Annotated in this window: 20 protein-coding genes, 1 pseudogene and 1 riboswitch; of the genes and pseudogenes, 2 read left to right on the forward strand and 19 right to left on the reverse strand. The window is 44.6% G+C overall.

The genetic code is table 11. From position 1 onward, the window contains the following. Positions 1-26 precede the first annotated feature (26 nt). The 19 genes from KT99_RS05330 to eutS form a co-directional block, all read right to left on the reverse strand. Complete coding sequence (locus KT99_RS05330; RefSeq protein WP_005497772.1) at positions 27-1,841, reverse strand: TonB-dependent receptor domain-containing protein; 1,815 nt, start codon at positions 1,839-1,841, stop codon at positions 27-29. 169 nt (positions 1,842-2,010) lie between these two features. Then, positions 2,011-2,180, reverse strand: a riboswitch (cobalamin riboswitch). Between the two features lie 218 nt (positions 2,181-2,398). Continuing rightward, entirely contained in the window at positions 2,399-3,523 is a 1,125-nt protein-coding gene (eutH, locus tag KT99_RS05335) for an ethanolamine utilization protein EutH (RefSeq protein ID WP_005497774.1), read from the reverse strand. A 261-nt stretch (positions 3,524-3,784) separates the two neighbouring features. Then, a complete protein-coding gene (locus KT99_RS05340; protein ID WP_005497776.1) occupies positions 3,785-4,333 on the reverse strand; it encodes a BMC domain-containing protein in 549 nt (182 codons plus the stop codon). A 14-nt stretch (positions 4,334-4,347) separates the two neighbouring features. Further along, a complete protein-coding gene (locus KT99_RS05345; protein WP_005497778.1) occupies positions 4,348-5,718 on the reverse strand; it encodes a 4Fe-4S dicluster domain-containing protein in 1,371 nt (456 codons plus the stop codon). A 15-nt stretch (positions 5,719-5,733) separates the two neighbouring features. Further along, positions 5,734-6,390: an ethanolamine utilization microcompartment protein EutL gene (gene eutL, locus KT99_RS05350; protein WP_005497780.1), complete on the reverse strand. Its 657-nt coding sequence runs from the start codon at positions 6,388-6,390 to the stop codon at positions 5,734-5,736. A 15-nt stretch (positions 6,391-6,405) separates the two neighbouring features. Then, the gene (gene eutC / locus KT99_RS05355; RefSeq protein ID WP_005497782.1) at positions 6,406-7,302 is read right to left on the reverse strand and encodes an ethanolamine ammonia-lyase subunit EutC; all 897 of its coding nucleotides are present in this window, start codon (positions 7,300-7,302) and stop codon (positions 6,406-6,408) included. An 11-nt stretch (positions 7,303-7,313) separates the two neighbouring features. Next, positions 7,314-8,678, reverse strand: a complete 1,365-nt coding sequence (locus tag KT99_RS05360; RefSeq protein WP_005497784.1) for an ethanolamine ammonia-lyase subunit EutB — start codon at positions 8,676-8,678, stop codon at positions 7,314-7,316. 14 nt (positions 8,679-8,692) lie between these two features. Further along, positions 8,693-10,123, reverse strand: coding sequence for an ethanolamine ammonia-lyase reactivating factor EutA (locus tag KT99_RS05365; RefSeq protein ID WP_005497786.1), 1,431 nt, complete (start codon positions 10,121-10,123; stop codon positions 8,693-8,695). Then, on the reverse strand, positions 10,123-11,367 hold the full coding sequence (locus KT99_RS05370) for an iron-containing alcohol dehydrogenase family protein (protein WP_005497787.1): 1,245 nt from the start codon (positions 11,365-11,367) through the stop codon (positions 10,123-10,125). Before KT99_RS05370 ends, KT99_RS05365 begins: the two co-directional genes overlap by 1 nt. Before the next feature lie 3 nt (positions 11,368-11,370). Next, on the reverse strand, positions 11,371-12,210 hold the full coding sequence (gene eutJ, locus KT99_RS05375; protein ID WP_005497788.1) for an ethanolamine utilization protein EutJ: 840 nt from the start codon (positions 12,208-12,210) through the stop codon (positions 11,371-11,373). A 3-nt stretch (positions 12,211-12,213) separates the two neighbouring features. Then, positions 12,214-13,647 (reverse strand): aldehyde dehydrogenase family protein, encoded by a 1,434-nt coding sequence (locus KT99_RS05380; protein ID WP_005497790.1) that lies wholly within the window; start codon positions 13,645-13,647, stop codon positions 12,214-12,216. 40 nt (positions 13,648-13,687) lie between these two features. Next, entirely contained in the window at positions 13,688-13,981 is a 294-nt protein-coding gene (locus KT99_RS05385) for a EutN/CcmL family microcompartment protein (RefSeq protein ID WP_005497791.1), read from the reverse strand. A gap of 62 nt (positions 13,982-14,043) precedes the next feature. After that, positions 14,044-14,322, reverse strand: coding sequence for an ethanolamine utilization microcompartment protein EutM (gene eutM, locus KT99_RS05390; protein ID WP_005497793.1), 279 nt, complete (start codon positions 14,320-14,322; stop codon positions 14,044-14,046). A gap of 30 nt (positions 14,323-14,352) precedes the next feature. After that, the gene (gene eutM, locus KT99_RS05395) at positions 14,353-14,682 is read right to left on the reverse strand and encodes an ethanolamine utilization microcompartment protein EutM (protein ID WP_005497794.1); all 330 of its coding nucleotides are present in this window, start codon (positions 14,680-14,682) and stop codon (positions 14,353-14,355) included. 38 nt (positions 14,683-14,720) lie between these two features. Beyond that, positions 14,721-15,692 (reverse strand): phosphate acetyltransferase, encoded by a 972-nt coding sequence (gene pta / locus KT99_RS05400; RefSeq protein WP_005497796.1) that lies wholly within the window; start codon positions 15,690-15,692, stop codon positions 14,721-14,723. Then, the gene (gene eutT, locus KT99_RS05405) at positions 15,679-16,554 is read right to left on the reverse strand and encodes an ethanolamine utilization cob(I)yrinic acid a,c-diamide adenosyltransferase EutT (protein WP_005497798.1); all 876 of its coding nucleotides are present in this window, start codon (positions 16,552-16,554) and stop codon (positions 15,679-15,681) included. Before eutT ends, pta begins: the two co-directional genes overlap by 14 nt. A gap of 2 nt (positions 16,555-16,556) precedes the next feature. Continuing rightward, the gene (locus tag KT99_RS22230; protein ID WP_198401994.1) at positions 16,557-17,462 is read right to left on the reverse strand and encodes a cupin domain-containing protein; all 906 of its coding nucleotides are present in this window, start codon (positions 17,460-17,462) and stop codon (positions 16,557-16,559) included. Between the two features lie 30 nt (positions 17,463-17,492). Next, complete coding sequence (locus tag KT99_RS05420) at positions 17,493-17,963, reverse strand: EutP/PduV family microcompartment system protein (protein WP_005497804.1); 471 nt, start codon at positions 17,961-17,963, stop codon at positions 17,493-17,495. 1 nt (position 17,964) lies between these two features. Further along, on the reverse strand, positions 17,965-18,315 hold the full coding sequence (eutS, locus tag KT99_RS05425) for an ethanolamine utilization microcompartment protein EutS (protein ID WP_005497809.1): 351 nt from the start codon (positions 18,313-18,315) through the stop codon (positions 17,965-17,967). Positions 18,316-18,764: 449 nt separating this feature from the next. Here eutS and KT99_RS20530 point away from each other — a divergent pair. Together KT99_RS20530 and KT99_RS05440 are read left to right on the forward strand one after the other, a co-directional pair. Continuing rightward, positions 18,765-19,552: pseudogene (locus KT99_RS20530) on the forward strand (IS1595 family transposase). 298 nt (positions 19,553-19,850) lie between these two features. Continuing rightward, entirely contained in the window at positions 19,851-21,692 is a 1,842-nt protein-coding gene (locus tag KT99_RS05440) for a methyl-accepting chemotaxis protein (RefSeq protein ID WP_198401995.1), read from the forward strand. Positions 21,693-21,829: the final 137 nt, after the last annotated feature.

The raw sequence follows: 21,829 nt of genomic DNA on the forward strand, positions 1-21,829 counted from the left end.
CGGCGCTTAAGTTTTATCGATAAAATTTAAAAAGCCTGGTAGCTCACGCTGAAGAACAGCTCACGTCCAGGGCTAAAGTAGTTTTGGTTAGAGATGATCTCTTCATCGAGCAGGTTATTGGCCTTGAGGCGAAGTTGCCACGCTTGGGTAAGCTTATAACCGAGACTCAGATCGACTCTATGATAAGCATCGAGATAGTCGACACTGTTCTCCTTTCGCTCGCCCTGATAGTGATAGCTTACTAATAGGTCGACTTCAGACCAAATATAACCAACTGAGTAATCAAATTCGTGTTCACTGCGGCCCACTAGCTGTTCGTCAGTCTTACCGTCAACGGCATCAATATAGCTATAGCCAAGTTGATGCTCTACGCCCCATGTATCATAGGTAAGTGAGAGTTCGACGCCGCTGATCTCGGCATCCTTGATATTCGCCGGTTGCCAAATGTCCCAGCCATTATCATCTTGCTCTCCAGTTGGTGCCCAGGCGATCAAATTATCGATATCATTTTGATACACACTGAGGTAACCACGAATATTTTCGCCGCTATAACTCAGGGTGAGATCCATATTCTCCGAGGTCTCTGATACCAGATCTGGATTGCCCGAACCAGGCCAGTATAGGTCGTTAAAGCTTGGCGCCTTAAAACCGGACCCAGCACTGGCAGTGACACGCCAGCTATCGTTTAATCGATAGCCAAGACTGGCGTTATAAGAGGTTTCGCTATCGATATTTTCAACATCATCATAGCGGATCACGCCTTCTATCAGCAGCTTGCCATACTGGTAACGCGCCAGAGCATAGAGCCCGGTTAAATCACGTTGATCGACGGCGTAGTCACCGACAATAGATTCTTGTGACCAGTCGACGCCACCAATAAACGTCAAATCATCGCTTGCCGCGTAGCGATTACTCCAGTGGATCTGATCGCGAGTCGTTTCATACACCTTGGTTCCCTGACGGTCGGTGGCACGAAAATTTTCATTGTGATCGCGAGATTGGCCCAAAGAGAATTTGCTGGTCAGCTTATCATTTTGATATTGCGCTGCGAGGTTCCATAGATAGTTATCATAGTCGGCCTCGTTGGCTCTGCTATTGTCATATTCGTAGCTGCCGGTTTCCAGCTGACCCGTCCATGATAATAGCCATTGTTGATTGAGAGTTTGCTGGCCCTTAATACTAATGCCGAGACGGTCATAGCCATCATCATCATCTTCGCCGTCGTTTTTTACATCGTATCCATCGCTTTTCTCACGGTTAATACTGATGCTGGTTTGCCCATCACCGTGGCTGACACCCGCGCCGGCGCTGGCACGCATATAAGCATCACTGCCGTATTCTACCGATGCAAACCATTCGCCACCTTCGAGTTTACGGGTAAAAATCTGAATCACACCACCGATGGCATCACTGCCCCAGATAGCGGCTCGAGGCCCCTTAACCACTTCGATACGTTCGATATTTTCAGGCGATAGGGCGTTGAAACTCACGGAGCCTTTTGTGGCAGAGCCGATACGAACGCCATCGATCAGGACCAGTACATGGCCAGAGCTCGTCCCACGTATACTGATAGAGGCCGACTGCCCTGCGCCGCCACTACGAATCACACTCACGCCTGGCAAGGTTTCTAATATATCGACGACTGATTTGGGATTGAGCCTGGCGATCTCTTCTCTCTCTATGGTATTGATAACCGTTAGTTGTTGATCAGCAGTGCTGTCAAATCGGTCACCCGTCACCGTAATGACTTCAATATCGGGATTGGCAGGAGCCGCCGCGAAGGCGTAAAAAGATTGGCATATAGCGATAGATAGTACAGAGAGTCGCAGTTTAAAACTCATGATTTTACCTTAGGATAAGAGAGTTTAATTTGCGGGTAAATGTGCAGGTAATAACCATCAGAATGATGATTACTATTTGCTAAATAGAAAAAGCTGGTTAGAACGATTAATCCAAAGGAGATTTACGTGCGTACCTTCATTGCCTACTGTTCTCAAGAAACCCGCTTGAGTATAAAGTGAAATTAAGGTCGGTCTCCTGGCTTACAGCATCTAAAAACATTCCTTCCCGGTATTACCAGTGGTGATAATGTTTCGCTCTGTTTACAGTTGCAGGTACAGCTATGGATTTTCACCATATTCCCGATTAAGTGTGTTAACACCTCAATTAGTTTTTAATGTAACAGCTATAACTTAAAAAGGTTGTGGAGAGGATCACAGCTAGTATTTTTATTTATAAGAAAATAGTTATTTATTCTATTTCGGGAGTTGATTACTGGATTAATTGCGTCATGGCTAAAAATAAAACTTGCAGTTTTCAATTTTTCACTTCCATAAAAAAGTTGTGAGAATGAAAAAACATCAAACTCACAACTTAATTTATGACATAAGTCTAATCACTATGACTTAGCTTCTTTTTGCTGAGATTCAGTACTGACTTCCTCTTCAGTGCTGACAGCCATATTACGAGTCACATAGATAGCAATAAATAGCGCAGTTACACCACCGACTAATTTGCCAACGACAACAGCTGAAATCATTTCACTATTAACCGCAGCGGTGAAACCTAAATGATCACCAAATACAAATGCAGCACAGACGGCGAAGGCAACATTGATGATCTTACCGCGGTCATCCATGTTTTTAAGGATATTAAACATCGCGATACTATTCGCTAAGCTAGCAACTAGACCCGCAGCCGCAACTTCACCCATTCCCATTGTACGACCTAGCTTCAACAATGGCTTGTTAAAGTGCTTAGTAATGAAGTGCACCATAGGGAATGCACCGGCAAGCACAATCGCGATTGAACCTACAATTTCGATACCATCTGAAATTGGAGCCATACCCGGAATGACGACAAAACCCGTTAATGTTTCAATCACAATAGCGGCAAGTGCAAGAGTAATAATGGCAATAACACCTTTACCAAATATTTCAAAACCACGGATCATAGCATCGGGTTTCAACCATAAGCCTACCGCAATAGCGCCAGCAACGAGCACGATTGGCACCAAGTTAGCTAAGATCATCATCAAATCAAAGCCTGCGACTAACCCGCCCACTAAAGAACCAACAGGAATAGTGGTTAAACCAATTAACACACCGCGTGCAAGAAACTGGGTATCACTCTTATCGATAATTCCCAGTGCCACTGGAATGGTAAACACTAAGGTAGGCCCCATCATCGAACCTAAGATCAAGCCAGCAAAATTACCTGCATCAGGTGTTGCTGCCATGCTCATAGCGAGTGGGTAGCCACCCATGTCATTGGCCAATAAGGTACCAGCAAACATCGCAGGATCCGCGCCCAAAGCTGTATAAATAGGCACAACAATTGGACTTAACAGTGATGCTAGGACAGGAGCAAGACTCACCACCCCGACCATGGCAAGCGCTAACGCTCCCATTGCCATAAAGCCTTCATCAAATTGTGCGCCATAACCCCAACGGTTACCCAGTGCTTTATCGACCGCACCGAGAACCATAAAGCCCACCATAATATAAATGATAATGTCATTCATGATATTTTATTTCCTGATAATTATTTTATTATCGCAATAGAAAAATGCCAGGCAATAACGGCCTGCAGAACTTATTTCCATGCGGATATATATTAATTCCCACTGAAATTAATAGTAATTTATTTAATTTTTAACTCTGAATATAAACTCAATATTCATTACAATCGAATATTGTCGATGCTCGTATTAAAAATATGCGGGATAAATATTATCCCGCATATCATCAAACCTCATATCGAACATTTATTTTGCATAACAGGTTTACACTTTACTTTGCAATATTGCCTTGCTTGGTTGAGGGATAACGACTTTATCAACCAAAACACCTTTACTCTTAATCTGTTGTACAGCGGCTTCAACTGCCGCTTCTACTGCTGCGACATCCCCGGTTAGAGTGAAAAATCCTTTGCCGCCTATCGCCATCGCCATATGAATTTCAAGCAGGTCAACATTAGCGGCTTTCACCGCTGCATCGGCCGCTTCAACTATAGCTGCAACCGAGAAGGTTTCAACAATGCCTAGCGCCCCGGTATGTTCAACCACACGGGTACCCGATATTGCTGGAAACACATCAGGATGCACATTTGCGATGATCAAATCATCAATGACTTCGCCGCCACCGACAGAGAGTCCGGTTTCAACTGCGGCATTGATTGACGCCACATCTCCAGCCACCATAATCATAAATTTGCCGGGACAAATTGTACGATTAAAAAGAATCTCCACGTCCGCAGCTTTCAACATAGCATCAGCCACTAGAAAGCCACGAGCGATCGAATTCAGTTCAATACAACCTATTGAATTTATCATTATTAGCTCTTGTTTTAATTTCGTTCAATAACGACAACGTTGTTCACTGCCGTCACTTTCCCATCGATACTGGCATGAACCGAAACACTTAAGGCCTCAGCATCTGCCTTACCTATCAATTGGCCTTTTTTCACGCTATCACCCACTTTTACCACTACCGCAGCAGGCTTGCCTATGTGCTGGGATAGTGGAATTCGAACCTGAGTGATAGACACTGGCTGCACCCTATTCTGCTGGCGATTAGCCTGCAGTAACTCATCAAATTGAATAAATTGTGCCTTTTTAAGTGCATACTCAGACAATTCGAGACGACGGGTTAAACGCTTCGTTGGCACCCCACGGTATTCCCGTAACGGATGCACATCAACTGTTTGCGCCTGTAACTGTTGCGGGCTGAGCAATTGATTGCTATCGCGTAAGTCACGCTTAGTTATGCCACAGACTCGACTAGGATCTAATCCTTCAGGGCAAGCCCACATCGTGCATAAATTACAACCACTGCATGCTTGCGCAGCTAATGTGTACGATAGATGATTTTCACCAGAGGCTTGCAATCCACGCATAGCAAGATGTGGCTGTATCGGATAACCGAGTAATCCACGAGGACACATGGAAGTACACAGGCTGCATTGATCACATGCCGACTTACCGATACGCAGCATATCTTCTTCACTGCGCATTTTAAAACGCGCAATCCGCGACTCGCGTGGTATCACCAATAAACCACTGGATATCTTAGTCACTGGTTGAGTCAAGTCTTCGGTCACCGACCCCATCATAGGCCCACCTTCGACCACGACAAAGTCATCACAAGTTATGCCACCCGCTAAATCGATAGCCTGTTGGTAACTTATACCAACGGGTAACCAAGCTGTGTATGGCCTAACGACTTCACCGTGCACCGTTACCATGGTTTCAGTAACAGGAATGCCTTTCGAAGCTCGGAACAGATTGACAAATGATTCAATGTTATTGACCATTACCCCGATCTCTTTCGGCAAGCCTCCAGATGGAATTCGTTTTCCGGTAACTTCATATACCATTTCGACTTCATCACCCGCTGGATACACATCTTCCATCAGGAATAATTCGAGGGATTCAGGCAATGTAGCTTGCAATATCGCTATGGTGTCGGTATTTTTCTTTTTAATGCCAATCACACCACGACTAGCGCCTACCTGCTTCATGGCAAGCAGCATGCCGCCAAACAGTTCATCGGCCCAGCGCTGCATCAGCACCTGATCTTTATATAATAATGGCTCACACTCAGCGCCGTTTGCCAGCACCAAGTCTACTTGACAGTCGAGCTTAACGTAGGTGGGGAATCCTGCCCCACCTGCGCCAATTACGCCACCGTCCTGAACCTGTTTTAACAACGGATCCATTTAAGCTCTCCTAACTTAGGTCGCAATAGGACAACGAGCGACCTCAATTACTGCGGCTTCAAACGCATCACAAGCGGCACTACATGCAGCTTGTGAACCGGTTAAATGGCCACCACCAAAGTTAGTCTCGGATGGCGGGGCAAATAAGTTCACCAATTTAACATCCGCAGCTTTCAGGGCCGCATCCAAAGCGTACATGGCTTCCAAAGGAGGAGCTATCAGGTAAGCTAAAGCTTCGCCTTGCTCAACCCCAGCTTCTGCTGATAAAAAGCTACCGGTCGATGAAACCAGATGAGCAAAATAGGCTATCTCACCAGCTTCATCGGCACATTGGAATGCGGCTTCAGATTCAACGAAGGATTTCACACGTTCAAGGCCAGCAATAATATCGGCTGGGTTAGTTGCGGCAATGATGCCGATCACTTCACCCGATGTTGGGCCTGAAGAATGCGCTGCACCAGCATAGAAAGACTTGGCATAGACAACATCTACGTTGGCCGCTTTAGTTGCTTCATCGAGTGCACAATATGTCACATCATCACAATCAGCAGTAATAATGCCTATGCTGTTGTGGTGTGGTTTAAGACCTAATTTTTCTTTATAAACTGAATCAACCGAGGCAATCACCCGAGTTGCTAGCACAGTCGGTTGAATTTTATCAAAGATAGCCATTGTTCATCTCCTATATTAGCGTTTTAAATTAATACCACTGGTTTTTTGCTTCAGCATATCTTTTACCAAATCAACAATAACCGCAGCCGCTTCCACCGGTGGTGTACCACCCGCATGAATATTGGAGATCACAGTTCGATCTGATTCAACAGTGTCTTCACTTGGTTTATAAACCGCATAGCAACTCAATGATTCCGACTGACCTAAGCCTGGACGTTCACCAATGAGTAAGATATTCACGTCGGCATTGAGTAACATGCCAATTTCATCCTGTGCTTTTACACGGCCGAAACGAAGAAAAAATGGTGTGCCAACATCCAAGCCCGCACTTTTTAAACCGTTTAACAATGCTGGTAATATTTCATCATGGTTTGCAGTCACCGCATCCAGACTCAAGCCGTCAGATAAGATAACTTGCACTTGAGGTGCTTGTTTGCATTTTTCCTTGATTAAGACTATTGCTTCATCATTTAACTTACGTCCCAAGTCGGGACGAGTTAGATATTCATCCTTATCTTTCGCAGCGCTCTGCACTTCCATTAAGCCGCGCTCTTGTAACCAAGATGATTCAACATTCTTGATAACAGTGTCTTTCGAGCGTGAATGGTCGGCTAAAAAACGTAATAAAGGGATTGTGCGTGGACGAGGACCAGTTCGACCCGTACCCATACGGGCATTGGTTTGACTCATCAAGTCATCCACGATACTAGGATTTGCCGCATTGATGACGCCGTTCCATTTTTTGAAACGCGGCTCACCTAGATCAGGCAGTGACTCATCTGAGATTACCGTTTTACCAGCCACATTAGATGCAGCATCGATCACCTTAGTGATAGTCGATGGTTGGATATTGTTTTCGCCAAGTTGGGCTAAAACAGTCGCTACTATATTTTTAATATTTTGTTCGTTCATTACCACACCCTTTAATTGAAGAAAATTGATGGATCACCAGCTTTAGCCGTTAGGCGACCATTTTCCATCAGTCCCATTGTTTCCATCCAGGCTTCAAACTCTGGTGCAGGACGTAAATTCAATAGCTGACGAGCCGTTGCCGTATCATGGAATGCGGTAGTCTGGTAGTTCAACATGATGTCATCGCCCATCGACATACCGATAACGAAGTTCACTCCTGAAGCTGCCAGCAATACCAACAAGTTTTCGTTGGAGTTTTGATCAGTATCCGCATGGTTGGTGTAACAAGCATCAACCCCCATAGGCATACCAGATAATTTACCCATGAAATGGTCTTCAAGGCCGGCGCGAATGATCTGTTGATGGTTATATAAGTACTCAGGACCAATAAAACCTACAACGGTATTCACTAGATGCGGCTTATAACGACGAGCAAGAGCATAACAACGCGCTTCCATTGTCATCTGATCCGCACCATTATGTGCATTGGCTGATAACGCTGAGCCTTGACCAGTTTCGAAGTACATCATGTTCTCACCGGCGATATTGCTGTACTGCTTACCAATTTCGTAAGCTTCATCCAGCATATCCACAGTGACTCCAAATTCTGTCAAACCTTTTTCAGAGCCTGCAATACTTTGGAATAACAAACCAGCAGGAGCCCCTTTACGCACGGCCTCCATTTGGGTAGAGATGTGAGACAACACACAAGGCTGAGTTGGAATGTCGAACTTATTGATAACATCCTGAATCGCATTGAGCATTTGTGTGGTATTTTCGACGCTGTCAGTCACCGGGTTAACACCGATAACCGCATCACCACAACCAAACGATAAACCTTCATAGATCTGCGCCATCATAGAGCTGATGTTATCGCGGGTATCGTTAGGCTGTAGTCGACAACTGAAATGACCGGGTAGACCCACGGTTGCATTTGCCTTGGTAATAACGGTTAATTTCTTACCGCCATACATCAAATCACTGTTAGAACTCAACTTAGCAACAGCAGAAACCATCTCTGCCGTTAGACCCTTACGCAGACGCTCAAACTCTTCATGAGTTGGAGTATCAGAGAGTATGTATTCACGTAACTCGCTGACAGACCAGTTTTTGATCTCCTCAAACACAGATTTATTCACACTATCTTGGTCAATCCGAGTGATAATGTCGGCTTCATAGTCGACCACTGGATTTTCACGTAAATCATTCAAGGTCATTTCAGACAGAACATATTTAGCGGCAACACGCTCTTGAGAGGTTTCAGCAGCAACACCTGCTAATACATCTCCAGAGCGAAGTTCAGAGGCTTTCGCCAAGACTTCTTTTACATCACCGAATTGGTAACTTTGACCAAACAGGCTGGTTTTCAACTTCATAAAACAACTCCTACTTAAGACGGAAAGGCTAGAGATTTAACTGTCAAAGGGACAATCTTACCACCAAAGTAACTTTTCCCGATATCGATATAGTCACCCTCGTGGGTGGCTACTTCATCTATCACACTCAGTGCTTGCGCTCCGAGTAACGGTTGTAATTCCATGCCTAACGCCTTGCCGATATCGTTATGCATGATGACCAGGGCCGTTGCGTGATGATTGCCATGGTCGCGATAAAACAGCGCTAACTCACGTGCAACATGCTGCACCGCGTGATAACGCAGAGGCATATTGACATCGAATGAAATAGCGTAGAGATCACACCCTAAAGCCAAATCCATGCGCTCTGCTGCGATAATTATCTCGGAACAAATTGCAGGGGTTGACTGTTGCCAGTCGATGGCTGGATGGACTACAGGTATATTTTTCAGCGGCAAGTCATTGGTATTAAGCCAAATCGTTGACCCTGAAAGTGTCAGTGAATAAGCCCCCGCACCAATGACGGTTGCCCGCAAGGTTTGCTTGGGTTTTCTCACCGAGTACTGATCTAAGTCCTTGTTACGTAATAGGGCTCGTGCCAGTAATGGTCCAATATCGCCAAACTGAGTCGGTTGCAGTGCTTCTTGTTGTTGGCGATAGAAACACTCACCAACACCACCGCTTAAAAAAATTACATCAATATCTGCAATAGCTTTAAGTTCAGACGTTTGCAGCAAATGGGCAGACAGTTTAGTCAACTTTCCAGTGATCAACTCGACGATCAGATCGGCCATACGTACCACTATACGGTTAAGATGATCTTTACTGATCTGCCGCGGTGATAGAGATTCACCGAAGAGCTCTTTGATCACTGCCATTGCGGGCTTATGAACATAGCTAATCTCACCTTGAGGATTAAGCTCGAGCAAACGCCCACCGATATTTAAACAAGCAGTATCAACCACACGTCCACAATCAAAAATAACGTAGTTTGAGGTACCACCACCAATATCAATATTCATCACTTTCAAGTGATTCTTCTCTGAGAACTCCTGTGCACCACTACCTCGGCCGGCGATAACCGATTCCAAATTCGGCCCCGCCGTCGCCACCACAAAATCACCTAAGTCATGGGACAAATCCATAATGGCCTCACGGGCATTATGGGCCTTGGCCGTTTCACCGGTGATAATAATGGCACCCGTCTCGATTCCCTCAGAGGTAAACCCAGCAAGGTCGATTTGCTTATCGATAAACTGACGTAAGGCTATCGCGTCGATCGTGCCGTTATGACCTATAGGGGTAAATTCGATCGGGCTCTGATAGGTTATTTCACGGTCAACAAACTCATACACGGGCACCTGAGATGCGGGAGCCCGGTTAACAACCGTAAGATTTGAAAAAATCACCTGCGTCGTTGTAGTACCAATATCTATGCCGACACTGTGTATGACTTTGCGTTGCATTAGCAATCTCCTAAAGGTAATTCACCGCTTAACGCTTGCTCGAGTAATGCCACTATCTGACTCGCAGAGACTTGACGAGGATTACCAATCAAGCAAATATCTTGCATGGCTCGCTCGGCAATACCGGCAAAATCTCGTTTCGCCACATCAAAATCGACCAGAGTCGTCGGTAATCCCAAATCAATCACGATTTGACGAACAGCTTTAATAGCGGCATTACAGCGTTCACGTTGGGTCATAGACTCGCGATTTACATTTAATGCACCAGCCAGTTCGGCGTACGCAGGCTCACAACACAAGCTATTAAAGGCCATCACATAAGGCAACAAGATGGCATTTGCCACCCCATGCGGTATGTTATAGAAGGCCCCTATTTGATGTGCTATGGCATGAGCTAAACCTAAACCGGCATTACTAAACGCTAATCCTGCTTTATAGGCAGCAATAGACATGTCATAACGCATATCCATATCTTCGCCACAGCCAACTGCGATAGGTAAGGCTTTTACTAGCATTTCCATCGAGTGATAGGCATAAGCTTGAGATAATGGATTGGTCTGTCTTGAGACATAAGCTTCAATAGCATGGGTCAGAGTATCCACACCTGTCGCGGCTGTGATACTGCTTGGAACACCCAGCATTAACGCCGGATCTAACAATGCAAAATCAGGCACCAAGCAAGCACCTTTTATGGGTACCTTGATGTTATTGGCCAGATCTTTGATTACTGTAATATCAGTCGCTTCAGAGCCAGTACCCGCAGTTGTTGGGATAGCCCCTAGGCCTACGGTACGAGAAGCCAAACCGCCAGCCTTAAATTCTACAAGAGGGCCCTGATAATCGCCCAGAACTGCAATACCTTTAGCAGCATCTAAAGCTGAACCACCACCGACACCGACCACAAAATCGGCGCCACTCGCTTTGAGTGCAGCGACACCTTTAGTAATCATCGCAGTATCGGGCTCACCTTCAACATCCTTGAATACTGTGAGTCCCAATCCTGCTATTTTGATAGCCGTTTCACAACCCGCCACGAGCCCGAGCTGATGCACCATTTTATCGACAACCAATAACACATGACGAGCGCCAAATTCTTTCAGGATCTCGCCAAGCTGGTTCACACAATGTGGACCAGTAACTGTGACTGCCGGAGAGCGAAACGTAAAACCTTTACTCGGATTATATTGTTGCAATGTTTGACTAACGATGCAGGCAATATCTTCCGCTGAAATAGTACTACTCATGATTTATTCCTCACCCTGCAATGTCAGGCCATAGCTCGCAATTGCTAGCGGTGTTAAATACAAGGCTCGTGATAACTCGACAATTTCAATCTTGGGGAAGGTCTGCCTGAAAATATCGGCGAATCCTTTAATCAGCGTCCCTCCCCCTGTCAAATAAATTGCTTCCGGTTGATGGTCAACAATATGTGTAGCAACAATATCAGACATTTTTTCAATCACAGGTCTAGCCATAGCAGCGATCACAGGGTCCTCATGACTGCGGCGTTTACACAGCTCCGCCTCAGCCATATCGACCCCTAAACCACCTGCAATAGTTAAACTGACATGACGACCGCCAGAAGGCTCATCGAGAGAAAGTACTAACTTCCCATTTTCGATGACAGCTGTCCCCGTAGTGCCACCACCTACATCGACCACGGCACCGTTGTCAATATGAAGTAAGGCGGCGACACTGCATGGCTCATCAATCACATGGCTAACCACAACACCGGCCGATTCCACCACATTAATTGAAATCCGTGGGTCGGTACCCGGCGGATAAGACGTGATAGCCTCTTTCGGTTCTATGCCTAATTTGTTCTGCACTTTTTGTAACTGGCTGCGCACGATTCGGCAGGCACCGGCATAATCTACCACCACCCCATCTCGCACGACGTCAGCCCAATCAAGGAATGCCGCGATGGGCACTCCTTGATCGTCAATCACAACTGTCTGAATATCTGCCGTTCCCAAATCGATTCCAATATGCACATTATTAGGGGCTGTAATCGGTGTTTCATCGTTTACAATCTCATCGATAATGATCAAATTCTGGTTGGTCTGAGCTAGATAATCCATCTTCATAACTTATACAATCCTGAATGAATCAACAGCAGTACAACGACGCTTACGGGTAAAGGTCAACGCATTCGTTACTCCTTCTCCAGTCGGAGTCGAAATGGTCATAGTCGTCCAACCTTCACCACCCGCACCAATGGCTGCAATAGCAGGACCATTCTTAGCGAGTAAACTACAATCCATTTCATAAGCCATACGGGTAAGCACATCGATATTCTTAGAGTGGATAGCGGCGGTATGACGATTCTTGTTTTCCAACTCCACCGCCCAATCGATGGCTTGATCGGCGTTAGCGGCACGGATCAAAGGCAGGATTGGCATCATTTGTTCAACAACGGCAAATACATGGGATTTGTCTGCTTCGAAAATTAACAAACGAGTTTCAGCTGGCACATCGATACCGGCTGCGGCAGCCAGTTTTGACGCGTCACGACCGACCCACTTAGGGTTGGGTGATGGCTTGTCACCTGGATAGCCTTTCAACACAACTCGAGCCACTGCTTCGGCTTGATCAGCTGTGAGCAGGTGTGCGCCGTTACGGCACATTGCCGCTTTGAGTTCATCGGCAATCGAGTCAACCGCGATGATCTCTTTTTCTGTTGCACAGACGATATTGTTATCGAATGATGCACCTTCCACGATAGAGATAGCAGCACGTTCAATATCGGCAGTTTCATCGACGACTACTGGTGGATTACCAGGGCCTGCCGCAATCAAACGCTTATCAGTCACTGCACGTGCGGCTTCTACAACGGCATCACCACCAGTAACAACTAATAGACGAATACCTGGATAGACAAATAATGCTTGAGCATTTTCCAGTGATGGTTTTGCAACTGTGGTACAAATATAGGCTGGGCCGCCAACACTTTCAGAGGCTTTATTCACTAATTGAATCGTGTACTGAGAGACTTTTTTTGCTGCAGGATGTGGTGCAAACACCACGGCATTACCCGCTGCAATCATGCTGATAGCATTATTAATCACTGTACAAGTTGGGTTGGTACTAGGTGTTACCGATGCAATCACTCCCCAAGGGGCATTTTCCATCAGACTAAACCCTGAATCACCAGAAACGGCTTGCGGTGAAAGAATTTCGGTACCTGGAGTACGCTGTGCGACCAAAATGTGTTTCTTGATTTTATCTTCGACTCGACCGAAACCGGTTTCTTCTACTGCCATTTCAGAAAGTTCGCGCGCATGTTTCTTGGTCATACGACGAATAGCAGTGATAATTTCATCACGCATAGCAACAGTTCGGATCTGTTTTTGCGCCGCAGTAGCTGCTGCAACGGCACCATCCAAGGTCTCAAACACACCGTAATCACCTTGCTCTGTCAAGGTGTTTTGATTCAAAGTATTTGCAGAAGATGCGATCCCTGGATTGTCATTTAACTGCAATACAATACTTTTAACAATTTCTTCTATCTGCTTTTGATCCATGTTCTATCTTCTCCACTATATTTACTAACAGCCAGGTTGGTCATTTTACGTAACAGCGCACATTGTCGGCAGTTATGGCGTCGATGATACCGACAATACAAAGGTCAATAGGAGATCTGTCATCTGAGTTCCCGTATGCTGTGCGAGCCGAACTACCAGCCACCACCATCACCCATTCGCCCTCACCGGCCCCAAGCTGATCCATGGCGATATGTACATCTCCGATGGTATCGCCATGCTGATTGACAAACTCGACCAAACATAGCTTGTCCATCATCATGTTACGACTACGAACTGTAGCTATGACATGACCAATTACGCGAGCAATTCGCATCAGATCTTCCTTTTATACCTAAGTTAAATTCCTTGGTTGTATGCACATCCAAGGAGGCTGTATTACTTTAATAATTTAATTGGGAATATTTTTTCTAAATCACTAGATGGGCGTGGAATAACGTGTACCGCTACCAACTCACCTAAACGTTGCGCAACAACAGAACCCGCATCAGTAGCCGCTTTACAAGACGCGACATCACCACGGATTAGCGCGACAACATAACCAGAACCGATCTGCTCATAGCCAACTAGCTCAACACGTGCTGCTTTAACCATAGCGTCTGAAGCTTCAATCAGCGCAGTCAAACCTTTTGTTTCTAAAATTCCTAAAGCATCCATTTTGATTTCCTTGTATATATGAGTTATGTGTTATTTATTCGGACGTACTGACTTAGCGGTGTTGACTGCCTTTTCTTCTACACTATCAGCAAATTTGATAGGGAAAATAGCTTCTAAATCACTATGTGGGCGAGGGATAACATGAACTGCTACGACTTCACCTAAACGTTGAGCGGCAGCAGCACCCGCATCAGTAGCCGCTTTACAGGCCGCAACGTCACCGCGCACCATGGCAGAAACGATACCAGAGCCAATTTGCTTGTAACCGACTAGCTCAACACGTGCAGCTTTGACCATAGCATCTGATGCTTCAATCAATGCCGTAAGGCCTTTTGTTTCAATAATTCCTAGTGCTTCCATTTAAACTTCCTCTAAATATCAGTTGATTTACTTACTTACTATAAATTGGATGCGAGTACTGAGATATCAACGATATCATCGGCACTACACCCACGAGACAGGTCATGTACAGAGCCTGCAAGCCCTTGTAACATGGGTCCCAGAGCCATATATCCACCCAAACGCTGCGCCACTTTGTAAGCGATGTTGCCCGCGTTAAGAGAGGGGAAAATAAACACGTTGGCAGCACCCTCGAGTGGGCTGCCCGGCATTTTTTGCGCAGAAATTGCAGGCACAATAGCCGCATCAAACTGCACTTCGCCATCGATGATCAGATTCGGTGCACGCTGACGAACCAACTCGGTCGCTTCGGTGACACTAGTGAGTGTCGGATGCGATGCGCTGCCCTTAGTCGAAAATGACAACATGGCAACACGCGGTTCTTCACCGGTTAATTTCTGAAAATTACGCGCGGTATCGATTGCGATATCAGCCAGTTGTTCGGCCGTTGGCAGTGGAATGACGCCCGCATCTGAGAATGCAAAGGTCTTGCTTCCATCTGGAGAAAGCATCATAAAGAAGCTAGATACCGTCTTAGATTCGGGAGCAACACCGACACCACGTAACGCAGCGCGAATAACATCACCCGTCGATGACATATTGCCAGCTATACAGATATCTGCGTAACCTTGGTCAACCATCATCATGGCAAAATTCAGTGGTTGCTTGAGTCGGCTTATGGCTTCCTCTCGCTCCACAGGTTTACGCTGTTTAGCGATATATCTATCGACCATTTCATCGAAACAGCCAGCAAACTCGGGGGCTAATATCGTTAAACATGGCATGGCAATTCCGCTACTATGTGCGTGATCGCGCAGTTCAAACGGACTTCCCAATAAAATTGGTTCAGCCAAGCCAGCCATTTTCAGCTCATTTGCTGCGTGTAACAATCGCACGTCATTAGCATCTGGAAAAACAATGCGTTTCGGTTGCTTTAAACATGCCTCGCGGCACTTATCAAGCAGTTTCATTTGCTAATCCTTTTAACAATTCTTCCTGACCATTCTGGCACTGCCACACTAAGATCAACACCACGTACACGGCGCTCGATAAACGATTCAACCCAGCGACGATATCTTCACGATTAATGCCTCCGCTAGATAACTGCATGCTGTCGTCTAGAAACACTTTGGTCGCTGTTAGCTCTAACTCACGCACTAGCGCACGCAAATAATTGAGCTGTGCAACTAAGGGCCCATAAGCGACATCCGGTAACATATGATCGTGTCCCAAATACTTGAGGGGGTGATGTGACCACTGGTGTATCACAGCGGCACTAAACTCACCCAGGCTCGGCTCAGGCAATGGCTGTCCAGTCACTTCGGATTGCAGTATCTGGCCCAAATAAGAACGAATATCGGCCATGAAGTTTTTCAGTAAGTCAGGTTGTTGAACCATTTCACACTGAACCAATACGCAATAACTGATACAGGCATCCAATTTTCCACGCAGTGAAATACGCGGATGCGTCTTAGGCACCAACATTTTGTCGTCAAGATGGGTCATCAACGCAGGTTTATCGGACACATCAGAATGGCACAACATACAAGCATTAGTTGGGCGCACATTATTGCTTTTAAGCGGATGTACTTTTTCTAGCTCAGGCGAATTATCACTGTCCAGCTGTTGAGCAGTCGACTGAGATTTTTCTACAAACACCTGACCCTTGTCATCACGCCAGCGAACAATGATTTTTTTTTCGTTCAGCATCTCTTGCGCAGCTGGAGTAAAGCGAGTACCAGGCTCTAACTGAATTTCACCACCGTGACGCATACCAAAATGCTGTAGCAGATAACTTTCAGTAATATATTTAGGCGAGGTATGCTTGTCCATACTTACGCCCACTCAACAGGATAAGTGATATAGACATAACGGACATGAGTCGGCGTACCGAATTCTACAGTGCTACCTTTGGGGATGAATATGACTTCGCCAGGTTTCGCTATGGTCGTTCCAGAAGCTGTTTTAACGTGCAATTCACCTTCGAGTACAACGTTGACTTCATCATAGGTCAGTGTCCATGGGAAGAAAGCATTCTCCCATCCCATATAGCCCACACCCATGTTGCTACCATCTTCGGCTCCAATCACATCAGTCAGACCGATATTTTTACCTGGGGCACCATCGAATGTCTCGAGTTTGACAGCATTTCCTCGAACCAAAACAATCCCATCATCATTAATCTGACGCGGCGAATCCGGAGTTTTCTGAATGAATTCTCCCATAGCTCTGGCTATTAACGTTTGAATTTTCGCACTTTTTTCAGAATCAACATTGGGTAAATGAGATTCGATTTCAGCTTGAATAGAATCCACATTGGCAGTCGATACAGGCGAAGTAGCTGGCGAAGTAGCTGGCGAAGTAGCTGGCGAAGTAGCTGGCGAAGTAGCTGGCGAAGTAACTGGCGAAGTAGCTGGCGAAGTAACTGGCGAAGTAGCTGGCGAAGTAGCTGGCGAAGTAACTGGCGAAGTAGCTGGCGAAGTAGCTGGCGAAGTAACTGGCGAAGTAGCTGGCGAAGTAGCTGGCGAAGTAACTGGCGAAGTAGCTGGCGAAGTAGCTGGCGGAGTAGCCGGCGATACACTAGTTGGCTCTGGCATTGCTTCTAGAAACTCAATGCCTTCAACCTTAGCAACTTCACGTGCTTCAGGTGTAATAATAGAATCTTTAGCGGGGGCGACAATAAAAGTCTTGTTATCAGACTTAGCCTGTCGTATATCCGCAGCAGAAATCAGTTGTTTCATAACTTCAATCCTTGTTGATTTTCAGACAAATCACTCCAGCACGGGTTGCTGGAGTGACAATAAATAGTGAGATAGTCGATCAATAGATGCCTGATCAAAAATGGAAGTCTTAAAATAAGGTTCGGGTATCCCATTTTGGCGTAATAACTTAACCGCTCTGTCTACATCAGCATTTGACGCATCCACTTTACTGATGACGCCAACAATATTTTTATTTGGATATACTCTTAATAACCCACTAGAAGATGAGAAGTTTTTCGCATCAGCCGGATGCACAAGCACTATGGTTTTCACGTTACATATAGTTGTAAGTAATGCTCCATTCAATGCACGATTAACAATGAATTCACCTGGGGTATCGATAACTTTACCGGGATAATAAATTGGTGCTTGAGTTTTGCCTGTATTTGCGTCTTGACTAATTAATTGATCAACGAGAGCAGATTTACCCGCATCCACCTCACCAACAAAAACTACGCTATCTAAGTTTTTATTTTTCATGCTATGTTTTTGTTAATGCACAAGTAGTATAGGATAGGGTTCTATTTAAGACTTCATTAATAGTTTTAAGCCCGCATTCCACAGATGAAACTGATCCCGTAATAACAAGAGCACCGGAAAATCGGTCAAGAAATCCAATGTGAACGTCGGCGGCCTTCATTGCGATATCGCCAGCGATGATTGCTGTCTCACCAGGCGTTAAAGTTAAAATGCCAATAGCACCACTAGTTTCAACACCAACACGCTCGCACAACTCATCTGAGGGATTGGCAATTAGATGGGAAAGCGTTACCTGTTTACCAGGCACAAACTCTTGGATGATTCTTTCTTTTCCTTCAATCTTATCTAACATCTTTTTAATACATCTTAGATTGGTAATGAAGCGACTATACTATTAAAAATATATAGGTACAACGCAGTTAAAGCGGGTTAAAAAGACTTTTGTTTTATTCTGTGACCCCGTTCCTGCTTTATTTAATATAATATGTAAATAGTGGATGTAGATCATATTTCTGACATAAACTTTAAAATTATTTACAAGTGTTACATTAATAGCAACGGACATTATTAAAGGCTCTGTTCCCGTTAACTGTTGTCCCAAAATATGAACTCGGCGTTAGCCTTTATGGTGGCTAATTTAGAGATTCATATTATTTGAAAATTAAACTTCTCTCTGGCCTAGTAAAAATAAGCCTTTGAGCGATGAACAACGGCCTTATGGAACAGAGCCAGTTGAGGCGCTGTTGTAGCGAAATGTTGTCTACCCTTATCATTGAGCGTAATTGATTGAGGTTAAAGAAAATGAAAACAAAATTATTTGTGAGTAAGCTTAACCAGATAACAAAAACATTTTTATCGATGACACCGGCTCAAAGAGAAGTCGTTCACCAGTCAATTCAGGCATTAAACGCTAAAATCCCCACCGATGAGCTCATTCAACCACTTTTCGATGCGTTATCCCAGTGCCCACATTGCCACTCTCCTCAGTTCAAAAAATGGGGGAAGGCTGGAGCAATACAAAGATACCGATGTAATACCTGTTACAAGACCTTCAATAACAAGACTAAGACACCGTTAGCTAGGCTACATAAATGCCACCTTTGGGCTGACTATACTCGCTGTATGCAGCTCAAGTTAACACGGAGAGAGGCGGCGATATTGATAAACGAACTAAAGAAGGCCAGATCGCTATCCTATTATCCATAGATCGCAGTAAACACATGATCACCCCTATTTTATCTGCTGATACGACTGCAGAAATAGCGGCTAATTTGTCTAAAAACATTGCAGCAGATTCGGTACTTTGCAGTGATGGCTCTTGGGCATATGTAGCGACAGCAAAGCAAAAGAACTGCGATCATAAGCGATTGATAAATAATAAAGTAAGAGTGATAGATAAGATTTACCATATCCAGACTGTAAATGGTGCAATCGCTCACTTTAAGAGTTGGGTTAATGGGCAAATGAAGGGGGTTGCCACAAAGTATTTGTCACATTATCTGGCTTGGTTTAAGGAAAGTAACGCAAAACTAGATAATCTGCAGATATTGAAAGCCGCGTATGGGGGACAACAATATTATGGAACATAGCCTATTAATTATATGTAATAAACTATCGGTACACGAATGAGTATTCATTCAGGTCATTACAACACGTCGATTAAGTTTTTTTGCTAAATATCCGGTGGATATAGCGAGCCTTCCTCAAGAGGTTTAAACCGTGCCGATATACGACCTGATTCTATCAGACAGAAACTAGTGCAATAGGGCTCATATCAAAGTATGGGATTTATTATTTTAACCGACTAAATGCTCAAGTTATAATAGACAACAGTTATAAGGAATTTAAATGTTCAAACTTGAATTCAAACAAAGTATTCTACTATCAATGACAACACTTGTAGTCGCCTCATTAGTGATATCTAATTTAGTGTCATACAATACTGCTAAGACGGACAGTATTCTTAATGTTGAAAAAGAAGCAAGTTTAACTATAAACACCGCCAAAAATTTCATCGAAGATTGGATGGCGAGCAATATAAAGGTCATCAGAAATGCCAGCATATTACTCGACGGTAACGATTCAAAGATAAAGCAAGAATCGGTGAAATTACTAGTAAACACTACAAATTTAGATGCTATTAATCTTGCCGACGCGGACGGCGACACAATTACAGATACAGGTTTGATTGCAGGATACGATGCAAGGAAAGAAACTTGGTATATCACGGCCAAACAAGCCAACAAACTAATAGTGACCGATATATATTTTGATGCAGGCATCACAGATAAAAATATGTTGAGTATATTAGATGTAAGCAATGGTGGCGTTATTGGTGGTGACATGTTTTTAGATACCATAGATACCTTGATCCAACAGATCCAGTTTCCAGGGGCTGTAATTGGCATTTATGATAATCATGGAGCCTTGATTTCATCGACAAACAATGACAAATTTGGCACTAAAATTTCTAACAATTCGCATTTGGCTAACTTAGAGAGGCAGGTCCTAGCCAACTCACAGGGACAGTATCAATACACAGTGAATGGGCAGGATAACATTGTTTACTACACCAAAATAAAGATAACAAACAATAAATCCTGGCATATAATCATCGATATTGATGCCTCGATTGCCTATGCAAATGTCACTAAGCTACTCATTGAGTCTGCTATCACCTCATTAATACTGATCTTGTTAACTGTTGGTTTGTTAATATTGGTGTTAAACCGCGTGTACAAGCCTATCTTACTCTTAAAATCAACCATCATAGGCTTAGCCGAAGGCGACGGCGATCTGACTCAGCGTCTGGAGGTCACCAGTCAGGATGATCTAGGTCAAATAGCTGCTGGGGTAAATGGTTTTATCAGTAACCTACAATCCATGATGCTGGAAATCTCTCAAGCCAGTAGCTATATTTCTCAAAATATTGAACAGATAAATATTCAATCTAAACAGAGTCATCAAGCCTTAGTATCCCATACTGCGGAAACAGACCAAGCCGTAACCGCGGTTACAGAGATGAGTTCGACCGCCGAAGCCATAGCACAAAACGCCAATGAAACAGCATCGAACACCCAACAAGCACATGATGAGGCTATGTCGTCTAAAAAACTGATTGCAGACTCCGCTGATAGTATTGTTAAATTAGTCAGCCAAGCTGATACGGCCGCTGATTGTATCAATATCATGAATACCAGTACCCAGAATATTTCGAGTGTCCTAAGTGTGATTGGCTCGATAGCCGATCAAACAAACCTATTAGCACTTAATGCTGCCATTGAGGCAGCCAGAGCTGGGGAGCATGGACGTGGTTTTGCCGTTGTTGCAGATGAAGTTCGCTCTCTTGCTGCACGAACTCAAACCAATACCGCCGAAATAAACACCATACTCACCCAATTAAACCAAGATGCATCCCAGGCTGTCGGTGCGATGAATATCACTAAGGAATGTTGCACAGAAACCGCCGATGGGACATCGTTAATTGCTGGCAGTTTAGATATTATGATCAATTCAATCATAGATATTAATGATTTCACAACTCAAATAGCCACAGCATCCGAAGAGCAAAGCGCCGTGACCGAAGAGATCAATCAAAATATGCATAATATTCAGGAAATGGTAGCCGAGCTAACTCAGACTAGCCAAGCGACAACTGAAAGTGCTCAAAACCTCGCGACAGCAAATTCACAGCTCACTGCCTTAGTGAATAAATTTAAACTTGCATAAAAAAACCCGAGACCTAGAGATAGGACTCGGGTTCTGCAGCATCTACAAGATCAGTCAAACGATCGATAAGTCACTCAATGTGTGGCATCCCCTCCTATCAGAGAAGTAATAGGTGGCTGCAGTGTCCATTAGGCAGC

It is taken from the genome of Shewanella benthica KT99, from assembly GCF_000172075.1.
Taxonomy (GTDB): domain Bacteria; phylum Pseudomonadota; class Gammaproteobacteria; order Enterobacterales; family Shewanellaceae; genus Shewanella; species Shewanella benthica_A.